Source organism: Pseudomonas sp. YL2, from assembly GCF_023063025.1.
GTDB classification, from domain to species: domain Bacteria; phylum Pseudomonadota; class Gammaproteobacteria; order Pseudomonadales; family Pseudomonadaceae; genus Aquipseudomonas; species Aquipseudomonas putida_A.
Genome location: NZ_JAJSLU010000004.1, coordinates 197,385 through 216,039, shown reverse-complemented (window position 1 = coordinate 216,039; position 18,655 = coordinate 197,385). Strand labels below are relative to the sequence as shown.

17 protein-coding genes are annotated in these 18,655 nt (G+C 60.1%); 8 read left to right on the top strand and 9 right to left on the bottom strand.

Features of this window, described 5'->3' with window-relative positions; genetic code table 11:
• Together LVD08_RS08365 and algW are read right to left on the bottom strand one after the other, a co-directional pair.
• Positions 1-2,106: a TonB-dependent siderophore receptor gene (locus tag LVD08_RS08365; RefSeq protein ID WP_247267902.1), complete on the bottom strand. Its 2,106-nt coding sequence runs from the start codon at positions 2,104-2,106 to the stop codon at positions 1-3.
• Between the two features lie 87 nt (positions 2,107-2,193).
• Positions 2,194-3,348 (bottom strand): Do family serine endopeptidase AlgW, encoded by a 1,155-nt coding sequence (gene algW, locus LVD08_RS08360; RefSeq protein ID WP_096795365.1) that lies wholly within the window; start codon positions 3,346-3,348, stop codon positions 2,194-2,196.
• 103 nt (positions 3,349-3,451) lie between these two features.
• Here algW and LVD08_RS08355 point away from each other — a divergent pair, with 103 nt between their 5' ends.
• The 3 genes from LVD08_RS08355 to cysN all read left to right on the top strand — a co-directional run bounded on the left by LVD08_RS08355 (position 3,452) and on the right by cysN (position 7,292).
• Complete coding sequence (locus LVD08_RS08355; protein ID WP_027610860.1) at positions 3,452-4,210, top strand: Nif3-like dinuclear metal center hexameric protein; 759 nt, start codon at positions 3,452-3,454, stop codon at positions 4,208-4,210.
• Between the two features lie 256 nt (positions 4,211-4,466).
• Positions 4,467-5,384, top strand: a complete 918-nt coding sequence (gene cysD, locus LVD08_RS08350; protein WP_003221715.1) for a sulfate adenylyltransferase subunit CysD — start codon at positions 4,467-4,469, stop codon at positions 5,382-5,384.
• 9 nt (positions 5,385-5,393) lie between these two features.
• Complete coding sequence (cysN, locus tag LVD08_RS08345; protein WP_027610861.1) at positions 5,394-7,292, top strand: sulfate adenylyltransferase subunit CysN; 1,899 nt, start codon at positions 5,394-5,396, stop codon at positions 7,290-7,292.
• A 757-nt stretch (positions 7,293-8,049) separates the two neighbouring features.
• Here the strand turns inward: cysN and LVD08_RS08340 are convergent.
• From LVD08_RS08340 to LVD08_RS08330, 3 genes are read right to left on the bottom strand one after another with little or no spacing between them, the layout of a single operon-like run.
• On the bottom strand, positions 8,050-8,955 hold the full coding sequence (locus tag LVD08_RS08340; protein ID WP_047597834.1) for an acyltransferase: 906 nt from the start codon (positions 8,953-8,955) through the stop codon (positions 8,050-8,052).
• Entirely contained in the window at positions 8,956-11,055 is a 2,100-nt protein-coding gene (gene pta, locus LVD08_RS08335; RefSeq protein ID WP_098967230.1) for a phosphate acetyltransferase, read from the bottom strand.
• A 60-nt stretch (positions 11,056-11,115) separates the two neighbouring features.
• A complete protein-coding gene (locus LVD08_RS08330; protein ID WP_247267901.1) occupies positions 11,116-11,442 on the bottom strand; it encodes a DUF3565 domain-containing protein in 327 nt (108 codons plus the stop codon).
• On the opposite strand from LVD08_RS08330, the gene LVD08_RS08325 reads away from it, so the two are divergent.
• From LVD08_RS08325 to LVD08_RS08315, 3 genes are all read left to right on the top strand, one after another.
• Positions 11,411-11,896, top strand: a complete 486-nt coding sequence (locus LVD08_RS08325; protein ID WP_007968032.1) for an FKBP-type peptidyl-prolyl cis-trans isomerase — start codon at positions 11,411-11,413, stop codon at positions 11,894-11,896. The genes LVD08_RS08330 and LVD08_RS08325 overlap by 32 nt on opposite strands.
• 122 nt (positions 11,897-12,018) lie before the next feature.
• The gene (locus LVD08_RS08320) at positions 12,019-12,501 is read left to right on the top strand and encodes a glutathione peroxidase (RefSeq protein WP_027610864.1); all 483 of its coding nucleotides are present in this window, start codon (positions 12,019-12,021) and stop codon (positions 12,499-12,501) included.
• Between the two features lie 141 nt (positions 12,502-12,642).
• Entirely contained in the window at positions 12,643-13,746 is a 1,104-nt protein-coding gene (locus LVD08_RS08315) for an NADH:flavin oxidoreductase (protein WP_247267900.1), read from the top strand.
• A 135-nt stretch (positions 13,747-13,881) separates the two neighbouring features.
• Here LVD08_RS08315 and LVD08_RS08310 read toward each other — a convergent pair whose 3' ends face one another.
• Entirely contained in the window at positions 13,882-15,081 is a 1,200-nt protein-coding gene (locus LVD08_RS08310; RefSeq protein WP_247267979.1) for a glycosyltransferase family 4 protein, read from the bottom strand.
• A 114-nt stretch (positions 15,082-15,195) separates the two neighbouring features.
• Between LVD08_RS08310 and LVD08_RS08305 the strand changes: the two genes are divergently transcribed.
• Positions 15,196-15,771: a hypothetical protein gene (locus LVD08_RS08305; protein ID WP_143520542.1), complete on the top strand. Its 576-nt coding sequence runs from the start codon at positions 15,196-15,198 to the stop codon at positions 15,769-15,771.
• Between the two features lie 28 nt (positions 15,772-15,799).
• Here LVD08_RS08305 and cysZ read toward each other — a convergent pair whose 3' ends face one another.
• Positions 15,800-16,555 carry a sulfate transporter CysZ gene (gene cysZ, locus LVD08_RS08300; RefSeq protein ID WP_027610866.1) on the bottom strand — a complete coding sequence of 252 codons (756 nt, stop codon included), beginning with the start codon at positions 16,553-16,555 and terminating at the stop codon, positions 15,800-15,802.
• Between the two features lie 311 nt (positions 16,556-16,866).
• Here cysZ and trxB point away from each other — a divergent pair, with 311 nt between their 5' ends.
• Positions 16,867-17,829 carry a thioredoxin-disulfide reductase gene (trxB, locus tag LVD08_RS08295; protein ID WP_003221727.1) on the top strand — a complete coding sequence of 321 codons (963 nt, stop codon included), beginning with the start codon at positions 16,867-16,869 and terminating at the stop codon, positions 17,827-17,829.
• A gap of 182 nt (positions 17,830-18,011) precedes the next feature.
• Here trxB and LVD08_RS08290 read toward each other — a convergent pair whose 3' ends face one another.
• Together LVD08_RS08290 and LVD08_RS08285 are read right to left on the bottom strand one after the other, a co-directional pair.
• Positions 18,012-18,350, bottom strand: coding sequence for a HopJ type III effector protein (locus LVD08_RS08290; protein WP_247267899.1), 339 nt, complete (start codon positions 18,348-18,350; stop codon positions 18,012-18,014).
• The gene (locus LVD08_RS08285) at positions 18,343-18,639 is read right to left on the bottom strand and encodes a DUF1244 domain-containing protein (RefSeq protein ID WP_007968038.1); all 297 of its coding nucleotides are present in this window, start codon (positions 18,637-18,639) and stop codon (positions 18,343-18,345) included. Before LVD08_RS08285 ends, LVD08_RS08290 begins: the two co-directional genes overlap by 8 nt.
• Positions 18,640-18,655: the final 16 nt, after the last annotated feature.

The following is an 18,655-nucleotide window of genomic DNA, read 5'->3' as shown; positions in this document are numbered from 1 at the left end:
TTACAGGTTGAGTGTCAGGCTGATGGTGAAATTGCGCGGCTCGCCGGGGTTGACCCAGTAATTGCTGTAGGAGCGCTCGTAGTATTTTTCGTCGAAGAGGTTGTTCAGGTTCAGGCCAACCGTGACGTTGTCGCTGGCTTTGTAATGGGCCAGCAGATCGACGGTGTGATAGGCCGGCATTTCAAAATCACCGCCGGCTTCACCGGAGCGATCGCCGACATAGGTGAACGCCGCGCCGACGTCCGAGCCGCGCAAATGGCCGTCCTGAAATTCGTACACACCGAGCAGGCTGCCACTGCGCTTGGCCACGCCAAGGATGCGGCTGCCGGTCGGGATTGCCGCGTCGCCCTTGGTCACTTCAGCGTCGATGTAAGCGAAGGCACCCATCACCCGCACGGCATCGGTCACTTGCCCGGTCACTTGCCAGTCGAAACCGCGACTGCGCGCCTTGCCCATCGCGCGGCTGGTGTCGGTGCCCGGGTCGAGGGCGAGGACGTTCTCCTTGTCGATGTGGAAGAAGGCGAGGGTGCTGCTCAGGCGCTCGTCGAACAGTTCGTTCTTGATCCCGATTTCGTAACCGACACCTTCTTCGGGATCGAAGGATTTGCCGGAGGCGTCGAGGCCGTTATTCGGTTTGAACGAGGTCGAGGCGTTGGCGAACAGGCCGGTGTTCGGCGTCAACTGATAGAGCAGGCCGGCGCGTTGGGTGAGGGCGTCGTGAGTCTGCTGGCTTTTGGCATCGCGGGTGTGATCGTCGATGCGTTGATCAAAATGTTCGAAGCGTGCGCCGATCATCCCGCGCAGTTTGTCGGTGAAGATGATTTGATCCTGCAGGTTCAGTGCGTGGCTTTCGACGTGTTCGAAGAAGTCAGTACCCGAGCGTGGGCCGTTGGGTTTTGGTTGGCCGTAGATCGGCTTGTAGATGTCGATGGCGTAGGGACCGCCAGCGATGGTAGTGACGCGTTCGTTCTTGCGGTAGTTCTCGTACTCGGTGCCGATCAGCAGTTCGTGCTGCCACGAGCCGAGGTCGAACAGACCGCGCAGCTCCAATTGGGTGATGCTGTCGTGCCAGTTAGTGTCCCGTTCGCGGTAGCGTCGGTTGACCGTGTGACCATCGGCGTTCAGCGCACGACTTTCAGACGCGTCGCCCCACAGTTTGCCTTCCTTGTAGTGGCTGGCCAGACGCAGTTTCCAGCTGTCGTTGAGGTGATGTTCAAGGGTGGCCTGGAGCAGGTTGTTGTGGTTGTCGATGTTGCCGTCGTTCGGTTCACCGAGGAAGGTCGAGCGCGAAACGCCGCTCCATTTGTTGTTCGGCGCGACGATTCCTCGGTCGAACGTGGAGTTGTGCCGGACGATTTCGCTTTCCACCAACAACGAAGTGTCCGGGCTCAGTTGCCAACTGATCGAAGGTGCGACGAAGACCCGCTGGCTGTCGACGTGATCACGGAAGCTGTGGTTGTCTTCGACCGCGAGGTTGATCCGCGAGAGCACGTCCCCCTGCTCGTCGAGCGGCGTATTGACGTCCAGTGCCGTGCGATAACGATCCCAGCTGCCAGCGCTGGTCTGCAGGGTGGTGAACGCTTCGGGCTGCGGCTTTTTGGTGACGATGTTCACCGTGCCGCCAGGATCGCCACGGCCATACAGGCTCGCGGCCGGGCCTTTGAGGACTTCGATGCGCTCCACATTGGCCGCGTCCGGCGTGCTCGGGTAGCCGCGATTGGCGCTGAAACCGTCCTTGTAGAACTCCGAGGTGGTGAAGCCGCGTACGCTGTATTCGTACAGCGTCAGGCCACCAAAATTGTTCTGCTTCGACACGCCGCCGGCAAATTCCAGTGCGCGTTCGACATTGTGGCTGCCCAGATCCTTGAGCACGCTGGCCGGCACCACGCTGATCGCTTGGGGAATGTCGCGGATGGCGGTGTCGGTTTTGGTTGCACTGGCGGAGCGCGTCGCGCGGTAGCCGCTGACCGGCCCGCTGGGGGATTCATAATCGGAAGTGACGCTGATGGCGTCGAGTTCGAGGGGTTGCGGATCTTCGGCGAAGACCGGATCGCCCAGCAGGCCCAGGGTCAGGCCAAGCAGCGAAGCCTTTTTTCGAGACGACATGTTATGTTGTTCCAATCGTTAAATTGAAACAATATAACATGCCTGTTGAGAGTGTCTTTCATTCGCGCACTCGGCGCGAATAAAGTTTTACTCTTCTTCTTTCACTGGTGCAGGCGGCGGACGCAGGCCGATTTCAGCGGTGAGCTTCAGTTCTTTGCCGTTGCGCATGACCTGAATGGTCACTTTGTCAGTCGGCTTGATCCGCGCCACTTGGTTCATGGACTTGCGGCCATCACCGGCCGGTTCGCCGTCGATACTCAGAATCACGTCACCCAGTTGCAGGCCGGCCTTCTGTGCCGGGCCATCGCGGAAGATCCCCGCCACGACAATCCCCGGGCGCCCGGACAGGCCAAACGACTCGGCCAGTTCCTGGGTCAGCGGCTGCACTTCAATACCGAGCCAGCCACGAATCACCTGACCGTGCTCGATGATCGATTTCATTACTTCCATCGCCAGTTTCACCGGGATCGCAAAACCGATGCCCTGCGAGCCGCCGGACTTGGAGAAGATCGCCGTATTGATGCCGGTGAGGTTGCCGTTGGCATCGACCAGCGCGCCGCCGGAGTTGCCCGGGTTGATCGCCGCGTCGGTCTGGATGAAGTCTTCATAGTTGTTCAGGCCCAACTGGTTACGCCCGGTGGCGCTGATGATGCCCATGGTCACGGTCTGGCCGACCCCGAACGGGTTGCCGATGGCCAGCGCGACATCGCCGATGCGGATGCTGTCGGAGCGGCCGACGGTGATCGCCGGCAGGTTTTTCAGGTCGATCTTCAACACCGCGAGGTCGGTTTCCGGATCGCTGCCGATCACCCGGGCGAGGGTTTCGCGACCGTCCTTGAGCGCCACCACGATCTGGTCGGCGCCGGTGGTCACGTGATTATTGGTCAGAATGTAGCCTTCCGGGCTCATGATCACCCCGGAACCGAGGCTCGATTCCATGCGTTTCTGCTTCGGCGAGTTGTCACCGAAGAAGCGCCGGAACTGCGGGTCTTCAAACAGCGGGTGCGCCGGTTTGTTGATGACCTTGGTGGTGTAAAGGTTGACCACCGACGGTGCGGCGATGGTCACTGCGTCGGCATAGGACACCGGTCCCTGCTGCACGCTGGTGGTTTGCGGGGCCTGTTGCAGGTTGACATCGAGGCTCGGCAGCCCGACCCACTGCGGGTAACGCTGAATAATCAACAGAGCGATAAGCACACCGGCCAACAGCGGCCAGCCGAAAAAACGCAGCGCCTTGAGCATTAAGCACGTCCTGGAAAAGTTGCAGGCGGGGTCAGACCGCCCATAATGTCGCGCATTATACGAGGCCGCGCGCGCCTCTGAACGGGATTTTCAGGAGTCTTTCATGGCCGTCGCCCTCAGCACCCTCGTCGAAGAAGCCGACCGTTACCTCGGCAGTGCGAAAATCGCCGATTATTGCCCGAACGGCCTGCAGGTCGAAGGCCGACCGCAAGTGATGCGCATCGTCAGTGGCGTCACCGCCAGTCAGGCCTTGCTCGATGCTGCGGTGGAAGCCGAAGCGGATCTGGTGCTGGTGCATCACGGTTATTTCTGGAAAGGCGAGAACCCGTGCATCACCGGCATGAAGCAGCGGCGTTTGAAGACTTTGCTCAAGCACGACATCAGTCTGCTCGCCTATCACTTGCCGCTGGATCTGCATCCGGAGGTTGGCAACAACGTGCAACTGGCGCGTCAGCTGGACATTACCGTTGAAGGGCCACTGGATCCGGACAACCTCAAAATTGTCGGACTGGTCGGGTCGTTGAGCGAGCCAATGACCCCAAGGGATTTCGCCCGCAAGGTTAAAGACGTCATGGGCCGCGAGCCGCTGCTGGTCGAGGGCAGTGGGATGATTCGTCGAGTTGGCTGGTGTACCGGTGGCGGGCAGGGTTATATCGATCAGGGCGTGGCGGCGGGTGTCGATCTGTTCCTCAGCGGTGAAGCCTCCGAGCAGACCTTCCACAGCGCGCGGGAAAACGACATCAGCTTCATCGCCGCCGGCCACCACGCCACCGAGCGCTATGGCGTGCAGGCGCTGGGTGACTACCTGGCAAAACGTTTCGCCCTCGAACACATCTTCATCGATTGCCCGAACCCGATCTAAGGCTAAAACTCATTTCAGTGTGGGAGCGGGCTTGCTCGCGAATGCGGTGGTTCAATCAGCGGCGATGTTGAATGACACACCGCTTTCGCGAGCAAGCCCGCTCCCTCAGGAACAGCATTGCCCGGCCGAACCGGCAGGCATATTCATATGCCCTTTCGATCTAGTAGGCGTCCTGATTAGAAGAGGTCGCTGTGCTAGGATTCCCCGCTCGAACACGGCCCGCTGGCCGTTCATAAGAAAGCTTTCGTGAGTAGCCATGGTCGACAAACTGACGCATCTGAAACAGCTGGAGGCGGAAAGCATCCACATCATCCGCGAGGTGGCCGCCGAGTTCGACAACCCGGTGATGCTGTACTCCATCGGTAAAGACTCCGCCGTGATGCTGCATCTGGCACGCAAGGCGTTCTTCCCGGGCAAACTGCCGTTTCCGGTGATGCACGTCGACACTCGCTGGAAATTCCAGGAGATGTACAAGTTCCGCGACAAGATGGTCGAAGAGCTGGGCCTGGACCTGATCACCCACATCAACCCCGATGGCGTGGCGCAGAACATCAACCCGTTCACCCACGGCAGCGCCAAACACACCGACATCATGAAGACCGAGGGCCTGAAACAGGCGCTCGACAAGCATGGTTTCGACGCCGCGTTCGGCGGTGCTCGTCGCGATGAAGAGAAATCCCGTGCCAAAGAGCGCGTGTACTCGTTCCGCGACAGCAAGCACCGCTGGGACCCGAAAAACCAGCGCCCTGAGCTGTGGAACGTCTATAACGGCAAGGTCAACAAGGGCGAATCCATTCGGGTGTTCCCCTTGTCGAACTGGACCGAGCTGGACATCTGGCAGTACATCTACCTCGAAGGCATCCCGATTGTGCCGCTGTACTTCGCCGCCGAGCGCGAAGTGATCGAGAAGAACGGCACGCTGATCATGATCGACGACGACCGTATCCTCGAACACCTGTCCGACGAGGACAAGGCACGTATCGTCAAAAAGAAAGTGCGTTTCCGTACCCTTGGCTGCTACCCGTTGACGGGCGCGGTGGAGTCCGAGGCTGAAACCCTCACGGACATCATTCAGGAAATGCTCCTGACGCGAACTTCCGAGCGCCAGGGCCGGGTCATCGACCACGATGGCGCAGGCTCGATGGAAGACAAGAAACGTCAGGGTTATTTCTAAGGGGTTGTCATGTCGCACGCATCTGATTTGATCAGCGAGGACATCCTCGCCTACCTGGGCCAGCACGAACGTAAAGAGCTGCTGCGCTTTTTGACCTGCGGTAACGTCGATGACGGCAAGAGCACCCTGATCGGGCGCCTGCTGCACGACTCCAAGATGATCTACGAAGATCACCTGGAAGCTATCACTCGCGATTCGAAGAAAGTCGGCACCACCGGTGACGACATCGACCTGGCGTTGCTGGTCGATGGCCTGCAGGCCGAGCGTGAGCAGGGCATCACCATCGATGTCGCCTACCGCTATTTCTCCACCGCCAAACGCAAATTCATCATCGCCGACACCCCTGGCCATGAGCAGTACACCCGCAACATGGCCACCGGTGCCTCCACCTGTGACCTGGCGATCATTCTGGTCGACGCCCGTTACGGCGTGCAGACCCAGACCCGTCGCCACAGCTTCATCGCCTCGTTGCTGGGCATCAAGCACATCGTCGTCGCCATCAACAAGATGGACTTGAAAGACTTCGATGAAGGCGTGTTCGAGTCGATCAAGGCCGACTACCTGAAGTTCGCCGAAGGCTTGAAGATGAAGCCGACCAGCATGCACTTCGTGCCGATGTCTGCCCTCAAGGGCGACAACGTGGTGAACAAGTCCGAGCGCTCGCCTTGGTACAAAGGTCAGTCGCTGATGGAAATTCTCGAGACCGTGGAAGTGGCGGGCGACCGCAACTTCACCGATTTGCGTTTCCCGGTGCAGTACGTCAACCGTCCGAACCTGAACTTCCGTGGTTTCGCTGGCACCCTCGCCAGCGGCATCGTGCACAAGGGCGACGAAGTGGTGGTTCTGCCGTCGGGCAAGAGCAGCCGCGTCAAATCCATCGTCACCTTCGAAGGTGAGCTGGAGCAGGCCGGCCCGGGTCAAGCGGTGACGCTGACCATGGAAGACGAAATCGACATCTCCCGTGGCGACCTGCTGGTGCATGCCGACAACGTGCCGCCGGTCACCGACAGCTTCGAAGCGATGCTGGTGTGGATGGCTGAAGAGCCGATGCTGCCGGGCAAGAAATACGACATCAAGCGCGCCACCAGTTACGTGCCGGGCTCGATTGCCAGCATCGTCAACAAGGTCGACGTCAACACCCTCGAAGAAGGCCCGGCGAGCGCGTTGCAGCTCAACGAAATCGGCAAGGTGAAGATCGCGCTCGACGCGCCGATCGCCCTCGACGGTTACGACAGCAACCGCACCACCGGCGCGTTCATCGTCATCGACCGTTTGACCAACGGCACCGTCGGCGCCGGCATGATCGTCGCTCAGCCAGTGGCTCATGGGACTGCCTCGCACCACGGCAAACTGGCTCACGTTGCCACTGAGGAACGTTCCCAGCGTTTCGGCCAGCAGCCAGCGACCGTGCTGTTCAGCGGCCTGTCGGGCGCGGGCAAGAGCACGCTGGCCTACGCGGTCGAGCGCAAGCTGTTCGACATGGGCCGTGCGGTGTTTGTGCTCGATGGTCAGAATCTGCGTCACGACCTGAACAAAGGGCTGCCGCAGGATCGTGCCGGTCGGACCGAGAACTGGCGGCGTGCTGCGCATGTGGCGCGTCAGTTCAACGAGGCGGGTCTGTTGACCCTGGCGGCGTTTGTTGCGCCGAGTGCTGAAGGTCGTGAGCAGGCCAAGGATCTGATCGGCAAGGAGCGTCTGCTGACGGTTTATGTGCAGGCCTCGCCGGCGGTGTGTGCCGAGCGTGATCCGCAGGGCTTGTATGCTGCGGGTGGCGATAATATTCCGGGTGAGTCGTTCCCGTATGACGTGCCGCTGAATGCTGATCTGGTGATCGACACGCAGTCGCTGTCGTTGGAAGAGAGCGTCAAGCAGGTGTTGGATCTGCTGCGCAAGCGTGGCGCGATTTAAGCTTTAGTCGGAAATAAAAGGCCCGCGGATGAGTGATCATCGGCGGGTTTTTTATTGGGGGGCATTTGGTTTTCGGCGGTGGCGGCCTTTGGGCTGGCCATGCTCTGGGGGGGTTGGGTGTATATCCGTTGCTGCGGTAACGGCTACTTAGGGTTTCGCCCTTACGGCGAGTCACCTTTTCCAAACGCCGAAAAGGTAACCCAAAAGGCTTGCTCCTGCGTTCGGCCCACTCGCTGGGGCTCGGGGTTCCTTCGCTGCGGGATTGATCCGGGCGCAGCGCCTCCGGTTTGCTTCGCTGCACCTCCTCTCGCTGTGTTTGGCTTCGCCAAACGGTCGCTGCGCTCCCACCCCCGGATCAATCCCTCCACTCAGCCTTCCGACGTCGCCCGTGGATCAAGATCAAGAGCGACAGCCGAGCTTGCGCTCATCCTGGAGTGGGGCGGCATGCGCCGCGTGCGGGTTGTACTTATCTTCCCTGTAGGAGCTGCCGCAGGCTGCGATCTTTTGATCTTGATTTTGTGGGAGCTGGCTTGCCAGCGAAGGCGGCCTGCCAGCCGACCAATCCCTAACTGAACACACCCAACCCAAACTGTAGGAGCGAGCTTGCTCGCGAAGGTGGTCTGACAGCCGACCAAGCTCTAACTGAATGCACTCCATCCAACTGTAGGAGTGAGCCTGCTCGCGATAGCGGTATGTCGTTCAACATTGGGAGTGGCTGTTCCACCGCTATCGCGAGCAGGCTCGCTCCTACAGGGGATTAACGTTTGTCTGGGAATTCGCGGTGCATCTGTTCCAGCAGCGCATCCTTGTCCTGCCATAGCTGGTTGATCCAGCCCTGGAATTGCAGGCGATATTCGCCGTCCTGGTCGTAGTTCTTGCCGATGAAGGCCGGCGGGATTTTCAGTTCTTCAAAGTGCACCACCACGTCGCGCACGTTGCCGCACAGCAGATCCCAGAAACCCGGACGCCCGCCCGGATAGTGGATGGTCACGTTGACGATCGACTCCAGTTGCTCACCCATCGCATCAAGCACAAAGGCGATGCCACCCGCCTTGGGTTTGAGCAGGTATTTGAACGGTGACTGCTGTTGCGCATGTTTGCCTTCGGTGAAGCGCGTGCCTTCGACGAAGTTGAAAATCCCCACCGGGTTGTTGCGGAATTTCGCGCAGGTCTTGCGCGTGGTTTCCAGGTCTTTGCCTTTCTTCTCCGGGTGCTTTTCCAGATAGGCCTTGGAGTAGCGCTTCATGAACGGGAAGCCCAGCGCCCACCAGGCCAGACCGATCACCGGAACCCAGATCAGCTCCTGCTTGAGGAAGAATTTCAGCGGCTGGATGCGGCGGTTGAGCACGTATTGCAGCACCAGGATGTCGACCCAACTCTGGTGGTTGCTGGTGATCAGGTATGAGTGTTGGTAGTCCAGACCTTGCAGGCCGCTGATGTGCCAGCGGGTGCGGCGCACCAGGTTCATCCAGCCTTTGTTGTTGCTGATCCAGGCTTCGTGGGTGTGGCTCATCAGCCACAGTGAGGCGCGGCGGGCGAGGTCGAAGGGCAGCACTTTGATCAGCGCGACGCAGAACAGGAACGAGCACAGCAGAATCGTATTGAGTGCCAACAGCAGCGCGGCGATCACGCCGCGAATCGGGGCGGGCAGGAAGTCCAGCATTTACACATCCATAGGTCGGTTGGCGGCTTGAATCGCGGTCAGGGCGATGGTGTAGACGATGTCGTCGACCTGCGCGCCGCGCGGCAGGTCGTTCACCGGTTTGCGCAGGCCTTGCAGCATCGGGCCGAGGCTGACGCAGTCGGCGCTGCGCTGCACGGCTTTGTGGGTGGTGTTGCCGGTGTTCAGGTCGGGGAACACGAATACCGTGGCGCGCCCGGCCACCTGGCTGTTCGGCGCCAGTTGCCGGGCGACGTCTGCGTTGGCAGCGGCGTCGTATTGCAGCGGGCCGTCGATCAGCAGCGAGTGCTGTTGCTCGTGGGCGAGCAGGGTGGCTTCGCGGACTTTCTCGACTTCTTCACCGCTGGCCGATTCGCCGCTGGAGTAACTGATCATCGCCACGCGCGGGGTGATGCCGAATGCTGCTGCGGAATCAGCGCTTTGCAGGGCGATCTCCGCCAGTTCGGCGGCGCTCGGGTGCGGGTTCATCACGCAGTCGCCATAGACCAGCACTTCTTCGGGGAACAGCATGAAGAACACCGACGATACCAGCGTGCAGCCCGGTGCGGTCTTGATCAGTTGCAGGGCCGGGCGAATGGTGTTGGCAGTGGTGTTGATCACGCCCGAGACCAGGCCGTCGACCTCATCCAGCGCGAGCATCATGGTGCCGATCACCACGGTGTCTTCCAGTTGCTGTTCGGCCATCGGCGCGTTGAGGCTTTTGCTTTTGCGCAGGGCGACCATCGGCTCGATGTAGCGCTCGCGAATCAAGTCCGGATCGAGAATCTCCAGCCCTGGCGGCAACTCGATACCTTGCGCACGGGCCACGGCTTCGACGTCTTCGGGTTTGGCCAGCAGCACGCAACGGGCGATGCCGCGCTCCTGGCAGATCGCCGCCGCTTGCACGGTGAGCGGCTCGCTGCCTTCGGGCAGGACGATGCGTTTGTTCGCCGACTGCGCCCGTTGAATCAGTTGGTAGCGGAATACCGCTGGCGACAGACGCATTTCCCGCGGGGTGCCACAGCGCTGATGCAGCCATTTGGCGTCGAGATGACTGGCGACGAAGTCAGTGATGATCTCCGCACGCTCGCGGTCATCGATGGGGATTTCCTTGTTCAGGCCATTGAGCAGGTTGGCGGTGTCGTAGGAGCCAGTGCTCACCGACAGCACCGGCAGACCGGCCTGCAACGCGCCACGGCATAGGTCCATGATGCGTGGATCGGGCAGGGTGTCGCTGGTCAGCAACAGCCCGGCCAGCGGTACGCCATTGAGTGCCGCGAGGCTGACCGCGAGGATGATGTCGTCGCGATCACCCGGGGTCACCACCAGTACGCCGGGCTTGAGCAGCTCCACAGTGTTGCGCATGGTCCGTGCGCAGATGATGATTTTGGTCATGCGCCGGGTTTCGTAATCGCCGGCGTTCAGCACCTGCGCGCCCATCAGGTCGGCGACGTCGCGGGTACGCGGTGCATTGAGTTCGGGTTGAAACGGAATGCAGCCGAGCAGGCGGAAATCACCGCTGCGCAACAACGGCGAATGCTCCTTCAATCGTGTGGCGAAGGCATCCATGCTCTCCTCGGTCTTGACCTTGTTGAGGATTACGCCGAGGACTTTTGGATCTTTCGGGCCGCCGAACAATTGCGCCTGCAATTCCACGCGACCGGAAAGTTCGGCGAGCACTTCGTTTTCCGGGGCCGAGACCAGAATCACCTCGGCATCCAGGCTTTTCGCCAGGTGCAAATTGACCCGCGCGGCGTAGCTGGCGCTACGGGTCGGCACCATGCCTTCGACCACCAGCACGTCTTTGCCGATGGCAGCTTGCTGATACAAGGCGATGATTTCTTCGAGCAACTCGTCAAGCTGACCGTCGCCGAGCATCCGCTCGACATGGGCCAGGCCCAGTGGCTGCGGCGGTTTCAGGCCGTGGGTGCGCGCCACCAGTTCGGTGGAGCGCTCCGGGCCAGTGTCGCCCGGATGCGGCTGGGCAATCGGTTTGAAGAAGCCGACTTTCAATCCGGCCCGCTCCAGGGTACGCACCAGCCCGAGGCTGATGGAGGTCAGACCCACGCCAAAATCGGTGGGCGCGATAAAAAAAGTTTGCATGCGGATTCTCTAAAGGTGCATGGCAATGGTGGCGATCTATACGTGACCGCCTACCGCAATTCAGTCGCCAAGGTTATCGCTAACCGAGCCTTGTGCGCACCAACCGCAGGCAAAGGGTTGGCCTATTTTTTCAATACGTTGCGCCGGGTCCAGGACCCATGGCCGCGATTGCCACGGCGGCTGGTGACGCAGGTGCTGGGTGTGGCCACAGGAAAGCTCGACCACCCAGTGACCGTCTTCATCCTGATGGAAGCCGGTGAGCGTCGAATCCCGTTTGTCCGGGTTGTGTTCGCTTTCGCGCGATTGCTTCGCTAAACTTGGCCTTTCTATATTCTTCTGCAAAAGGTCTCGCCCCATGCTGATCGCCGCCAATAAGGCTGTCTCCATCGACTATACCCTGACCAACGACGCTGGTGAGGTCATCGACAGCTCCGCCGGCGGCGCTCCGCTGGTCTACCTGCAAGGCGCAGGCAACATCATCCCGGGCCTGGAAAAAGCTCTGGAAGGCAAAGCTGTTGGTGATGAGCTGGAAGTGTCCGTTGAGCCGGAAGACGCTTACGGCGAATATGCTGCCGAACTGGTCAGCACCCTGAGCCGCAGCATGTTCGAAGGCGTTGACGAGCTGGAAGTCGGCATGCAGTTCCACGCTTCGGCGCCGGACGGCCAGATGCAGATCGTGACCATCCGTGACCTGGACGGCGACGACGTCACCGTCGACGGCAACCACCCACTGGCCGGTCAGCGCCTGAACTTCAAAGTGAAGGTCGTTGCTATCCGTGACGCCAGCCAGGAAGAAGTCGCTCATGGCCACGTCCATGGCGAAGGTGGCCATCACCACTGATTTTCTGCGCTAAGCTTCGAGTACTGGAGAGGCGCCTGCGGGCGCCTTTTTAGTCCGCGGCTGTCCTTGGTGCTCTCGCCAAGTGGCTGTTTCGAGTAGAACACGGGAATCTGGAGTCCGTCATGAGTGCTTTTCACGACCTTAAGTTGACAGCCCTGGATGGTCAGGAGCTACCGCTGGCGCCTTTCAAAGGCCAAGTCGTGCTGGTGGTCAACGTCGCCTCCAAATGCGGCTTGACCCCACAGTACGCGGCGCTGGAAAACCTCTACCAGCAATTCAAGGGCAAGGGCTTCAGTGTGCTGGGCCTGCCGTGCAACCAGTTTGCCGGTCAGGAGCCAGGTACCGAACAGCAAATCCAGGAGTTCTGCAGCCTGAACTATGGCGTGACGTTCCCGTTGTCGAGCAAGCTTGAAGTCAACGGCCATGATCGTCATCAGCTGTACCGTTTGCTGGCGGGCGAGGGGGCGGAGTTTCCGGGGGATATCACCTGGAACTTCGAGAAATTCCTGCTCGGCAAGGATGGCCGGGTATTGGCGCGATTCTCGCCGCGCACGCCGCCGGATGATCCGACCATTGTCCACGCGATTGAAAAAGCGCTGGGCTGAAACACAAAAATCGCAGCCATCGAGCTGCGATTTTTTTTGCCTGACTTTTGACCCTTAATCATTCAGATCAATAGTGCTGTTCAGAGGCGCTGACGGTTCATATTATCGCCGTCATAAAGTCATTCCCTGTGGAGCCTTCCAATGCCGGTGCAAGCCCTGTTCAAACCGTTCCACCTCGGTGCCCTCGAACTGCCGACCCGCGTGGTGATGGCGCCGATGACCCGCTCGTTTTCCCCGGGTGGCGTACCCAATTCCAAAGTGATCGAGTACTACCGTCGCCGCGCTGCGGCCGGTGTTGGCCTGATCATCACCGAAGGCACCACCGTCGGTCACAAGGCTTCCAACGGTTACCCGAATGTGCCGCAGTTCTTCGGCGAAGCGCCACTGGCCGGCTGGAAAAAAGTCGTCGACGCGGTGCATGCCGAGGGCGGCAAGATTGTTCCGCAACTGTGGCATGTCGGCAGCGTGCGCCGCATCGGCACCGAGCCGGACGCCAGCGTCCCGGCTTACGGCCCGACGGAAAAACTCAAGGATGGTCAGGTCGTGGTGCACGGCATGACCAAACAGGACATTCAGGACGTGATCGCCGCGTTCGCCCAGGCCGCCAAAGATGCGCAAGGCATCGGCATGGACGGCGTGGAAATTCACGGCGCCCACGGTTACCTGATCGACCAGTTCTTTTGGGAAGGCAGCAACCAGCGTACCGACGAATACGGCGGTAGCCTGGCCAACCGTTCGCGCTTCGCCATCGAGCTGATTCAAGCGGTGCGTGCGGCAGTCGGTGAAGGCTTCCCGATCATCTTCCGTTTTTCGCAGTGGAAGCAGCAGGATTACACCGCGCGTCTGGTGCAGACCCCGGAGGCGCTGGGCGAATTCCTCAAGCCGTTGGCCGACGCCGGGGTGGACATTTTCCACTGCTCGACGCGGCGTTTCTGGGAGCCTGAATTTGACGGTTCCGAGCTGAACCTGGCCGGCTGGACGCGCAAACTGACCGGCAAACCGACCATCACCGTAGGCAGCGTCGGCCTGGACGGCGAGTTCCTGCAGTTCATGGTTAACACCGACAAGGTCGCGCAACCGGCAAGCCTGGAGAAACTGCTGGAGCGTCTGAACAACGACGAGTTCGATCTGGTGGCAGTGGGCCGTGCGCTGCTGGTGGATCCGGACTGGGCGCTGAAAGTCCGTGAAGGGCGTGAGCAGGATATTCTGCCGTTCAGCCGTGAGGCGTTGATGACGCTGGTTTAAGCGTCGCCATTACCGACCCCTTCGCGAGCAGGCTCGCTCCCACAGGTTTCTCTGGGTTCACAGAATCTGTGTTCACTGAAGATCCCTTGTGGGAGCGAGCCTGCTCGCGAAGGCAGGTTCAAAATCAGCAAAGATCTAAGGTAATGTCTGCGCATTCGGCACCACCTGCTCCCGCAGACACGCCCCACGCAAGTGCTTTTCAAATTGCTCGATGATCGCCGCCCACCCCTGACGACTGGCATGCTGGCGCGCATTCAGGCGCACGCAACGCAAGGTCTCATCCTCCTCCAGCAACCACGCCGCCGCATCGCAGAACGCTTGTTCATCACCGGGCATCGCCAACACGCCGTTGTAGCCATGGCGAATGTGCTGCGCCGCCGCAGCCTGATCGTAAGCCACCACCCCCAGCCCTGACGCCAGCGCCTCAAGCACCACGTTGCCGAAGGTTTCGGTCATGCTCGGGAACAGAAAGATGTCGCCGGACGCATAGTGCGCCGCCAGTACTTCGCCGCGTTGTGAACCACAGAAGATCGCTTCGGACAGCTCCTTTTCCAGCGCAGGCCGTTGCGGCCCGTCGCCGACCACGATCAGCTTCAGCTTGCGCTGTGGATAAGTGCCGCACAGGGTGTCGAAGCAGCGCTTGAGCAGGCCGAGGTTCTTTTCCGGGGCCAGCCGGCCGACGTGAATCACCGCGATGTCCTGCTCGCTCAGGCCCCATTGCTCACGCAAGCCGTTCAGGCGCTTGGCCGGGTGAAACAACTGGCTGTCCACGCCGCGGGAGAGCAGGGCGAGGCGGTCGAAATGCCGACGCTCCAGTTCCAGGCGCTGACTGACGCTCGGCACCAGGGTCATCGCCGAGCGGTTGTGAAACCAGCGCAGATAATGCGTGAGCAAGCGCGTCAGCAAACTCAGTCCGTACTGATTGGTGTACTGCTGAAAATTGGTGTGAAAGCCGCTGACCACCGAGATCCCCAGACGCCGTGCCGCACGCAACGCCGACAAACCGAGCGGGCCTTCGGTGGCGATGTACAAAACGTCCGGGCGATGACGCTTCCAGCGCCGCAGCAGCTTGTGCATCGACGACTGTCCCCATTGCAGACCGGGATAACCCGGCAACGGCCAGCCTCGACACAACAGCAAGGCATCGTCCTCGACGCGCTGCGGATCTCCCGCCTGGCGCGGTCGCACCAGTTCCACCTGATGCCCACGCGCGCGCAAGCCATCGCACAAGCGACCAAGGGTATTGGCCACTCCGTTGATTTCCGGTGGGAAGGTTTCGCTGATCAGGGTGATATGCAGAGCTGTCGTCATGACCTCAGTGTCGATTGAGGCGATGTCGTCATTGTGTCGAGTTGATGATCGATTGATGACAGCTGCTTACCGTGTGCCTAAACCTTTTGCCTGCCCGGTCGTTAGCCTTGACTTGAACTCTTTCCAGGAAATATGGCTGTGTCAGAGAATGCTTATGCACCGCCTGAGGCGGAACTTTTGGTTGCGGATGAACAAACACCAGAGTTTTATGTTGTTGCACGGTGGAAGTTCATTCTGCTGGCGATCCTCAGTTTTGGCCTGTATTTCTACTTCTGGATTTACAAAAACTGGAGTCAGTACAAGCGCAGTACTCGACAGGAACTATGGCCGTGGGCGCGAGCGTTTTTCTATTTGTTTTTCGTGCATCAGCTTTATCGGCAAGCCAAAAAACGAATCCATGACAGAGGTGGAAAGTCCGATTGGGATCTTGAGCAATGGGCAACAGTCTTTGTTGTACTGACCGTAGTCGCGCACATATTCGAAAAGCTTCCCAAGCAGATTCCAGAGCTGAGTTTTCTTGGCCTTGTCGCCTTGATCATGCTGCCGATAAGAGTTTATGTCGCAAGCCAAGGGCAACAACTGATCAATTTGGCCGCCAGCGATCCTCAAGGCCTGAGTAACAATCGCCTCAACGCCTGGAACTTGCTGATTATCTTGCCAGGCGCTGCGGCGTGGGTATTGGTAGGGCTGCTTCTAGGCGGCGTTTACCCCTGAGTTGCCAGAAGGATTGATGCCTGGAGGCTCAGACTTTTTCCTGAGCCAGCATCTCGGCACCGCGCTCACGCACCCAGAACAACGTCGCTCCCGCTACCGCCGCCGGCATCATCAGAATGTTGACCACCGGAATCAGCAGCGCCAGATAGACGATCCCGCCAAAACTCATGCTCTGCCAGCGTTTCTGCCGCAGCCAGGCGAGCATCTCGTTCCAGCCCAGTTTGTGGTTGTCTGCCGGGTAGTCAATGTACTGGATCGCCATCATCCACACGCCGAACAGCAGCCACAGCGGGGCGGCGACGATGTTCACCACCGGGATGAACGAGAGAATGAACAGGCCGATCGCCCGCGGCAGGAAGTAGCCGAGTTTGCGCATTTCCCGGGCGAGGGTGCGCGGGATCATCGCAATCAGTTCGCCCCAGCTGAAGGCCGGGAAATCATCGGTGCCGCGTACCACCACTTCGACTTTTTCCGCGAGGAAACCGTTGAACGGCGCAGCGATCACGTTGGCGAGCATGGTGAAGGTGAAGAACACCATCAACGCCACCAGCACCACGAACAGCGGCCAGAGGATGTAGCTGAGGAAACTCAGCCAGTCGGGCAGCGACGGCATCAGGCTGTCGACCCACAGGCTGAACTGATGGCCGGCCAGATAGATCAATCCGACGAACAGCACCAGGTTGATCGCCAGCGGCAGCAACACGAACAGGCGCAGGCCAGGGCTGAGAACCAGTTTGAGGCCTTCGCGCAGGTATTGCGGGCCGGATAGAACAGGGGCGGGCATAAGGTGCTCCGAGCAAGGGAAAACGCGCCGACCTTACCGACTTTGCAACAGGTGCGAAAGCGCGGCAGAGCGCTCGACATTCACTGTAACAAAGACGTCGATATGGTCGGAGTGTGCGTATAGAGACCACCTATGAGCTGGATTGTTATTCCGTATTTCCTTAATCTTGCCCCCCTCGATACGCTGCACCCAACTTTTTACAGGACTGTCGAGCTCATACCTTCCCCAAGGTTATCCACAGTCCTTTTTTATTCCCGCCGGCAGTCCGGCGTTCCGCGCCAGTGTTTCGGCCCGGTCAACAGGAGCAGGTCATGTCTGAAGTCCGTCATTCGCGAGTGATTATTCTCGGTTCCGGCCCTGCCGGTTACAGCGCTGCGGTCTACGCCGCCCGTGCCAACCTCAAGCCACTGCTGATTACCGGCATGCAGGCCGGCGGTCAGCTGACCACCACCACCGAAGTCGACAACTGGCCAGGCGACGTGCACGGCCTGACCGGCCCGGCGCTGATGGAGCGGATGCGTGAGCACGCCGAGCGTTTTGAAACCGAGATCGTTTTCGATCACATCAACGCCGTGGACTTCGCTGCCAAGCCGTACACCCTGACCGGCGACAGCGCGACCTACACCTGCGACGCCCTGATCATCGCCACCGGTGCCAGCGCTCGCTACCTGGGCCTGCCGTCGGAAGAAGCGTTCATGGGCAAAGGCGTTTCGGCCTGCGCGACCTGCGACGGTTTCTTCTACCGCAACAAGCCCGTGGCTGTGGTCGGCGGCGGCAACACCGCTGTTGAAGAGGCGCTGTACCTGGCCAACATCGCCAGCACCGTGACCCTGATCCACCGTCGCGAAACCTTCCGCGCCGAGAAGATCCTGATCGACAAGCTCAACGCCCGCGTGGCCGAAGGCAAGATCATCCTCAAGTTGAACGCCAACCTCGACGAAGTGCTGGGCGACAACATGGGCGTGACCGGTGCGCGTCTGAAGAACAACGACGGCAGCTTCGACGAAATCAAAGTCGACGGCGTGTTCATCGCGATCGGCCACACTCCGAACACTTCGCTGTTCGAAGGCCAGTTGACCCTGAAAGACGGTTATCTGGTGGTGCAGGGCGGTCGTGACGGCAACGCCACTGCCACCAGCGTCGAAGGTATCTTTGCTGCCGGTGACGTGGCTGACCACGTTTACCGTCAGGCCATCACCTCGGCCGGCGCCGGCTGCATGGCAGCACTGGACACCGAGCGTTACCTGGACGGTCTGCAGAACGCTTCGTTCTAAATCGCAGGCACAAAAAAACCGGCTTCGGCCGGTTTTTTTATGCCCGTATTTCCGCTACATCGCATAACCCTGTGGGAGCGGGCTTGCTCGCGAAAGCGGTGTGTCAGACAAAGAAAAGTCGCCTGGCACGGCGCCTTCGCGAGCAAGCCCGCTCCCACAGGGGATGGCGTTGGCTATGGAAATCAGCGACGGGTCAGGGGCTGCGTTTCGAACTTCACACCCGCCAGACCGTGCTTGATCAGCGCGCGAATATTGCCGTGGTCGCTGCCTTCAGGCGTCGCCACCACCGAGCGGTAATGCTCGCCGAATGCCAGCAGCGCTTCTTCATCGCTCAAGCCTTCCAGTAGCGCCAGACCCAGGGTCTTGCACGAACCTTCGTTCTGCCCGGCGGCGTTTTCCACGCCACCGTTGTTGAACGCCTGAGGCTGATAGTCGTAACCGGCGGCGATGAAAGCCAGGGTGTCGGCGAAAAGGTGTTCGCCGCTCTTGAGGCTGGCGCGCAGGGTGTTCAGATCACTCATTGGGTTTTCCTTTGGCGAACGCCGCCTGTTGTTCGGCGCTGGCTTCTTGCTGGTATTGGGCTTTCCATTCGGCATAAGGCATGCCGTAAACCACTTCACGGGCGTCGTCGAGGCTGACCTCGATCTGACGGTCATCGGCGGCAGCCTTGTACCATTTGGACAGGCAGTTGCGGCAGAATCCGGCGAGGTTCATCAGGTCGATGTTCTGCACGTCCTTGCGGCTGTCCAGATGGGCGACCAGCCGGCGGAAAGCGGCGGCTTCGAGTTCGAGGCGTTGTTGCTCGGTCATGGGAGTCTCTGCGAGA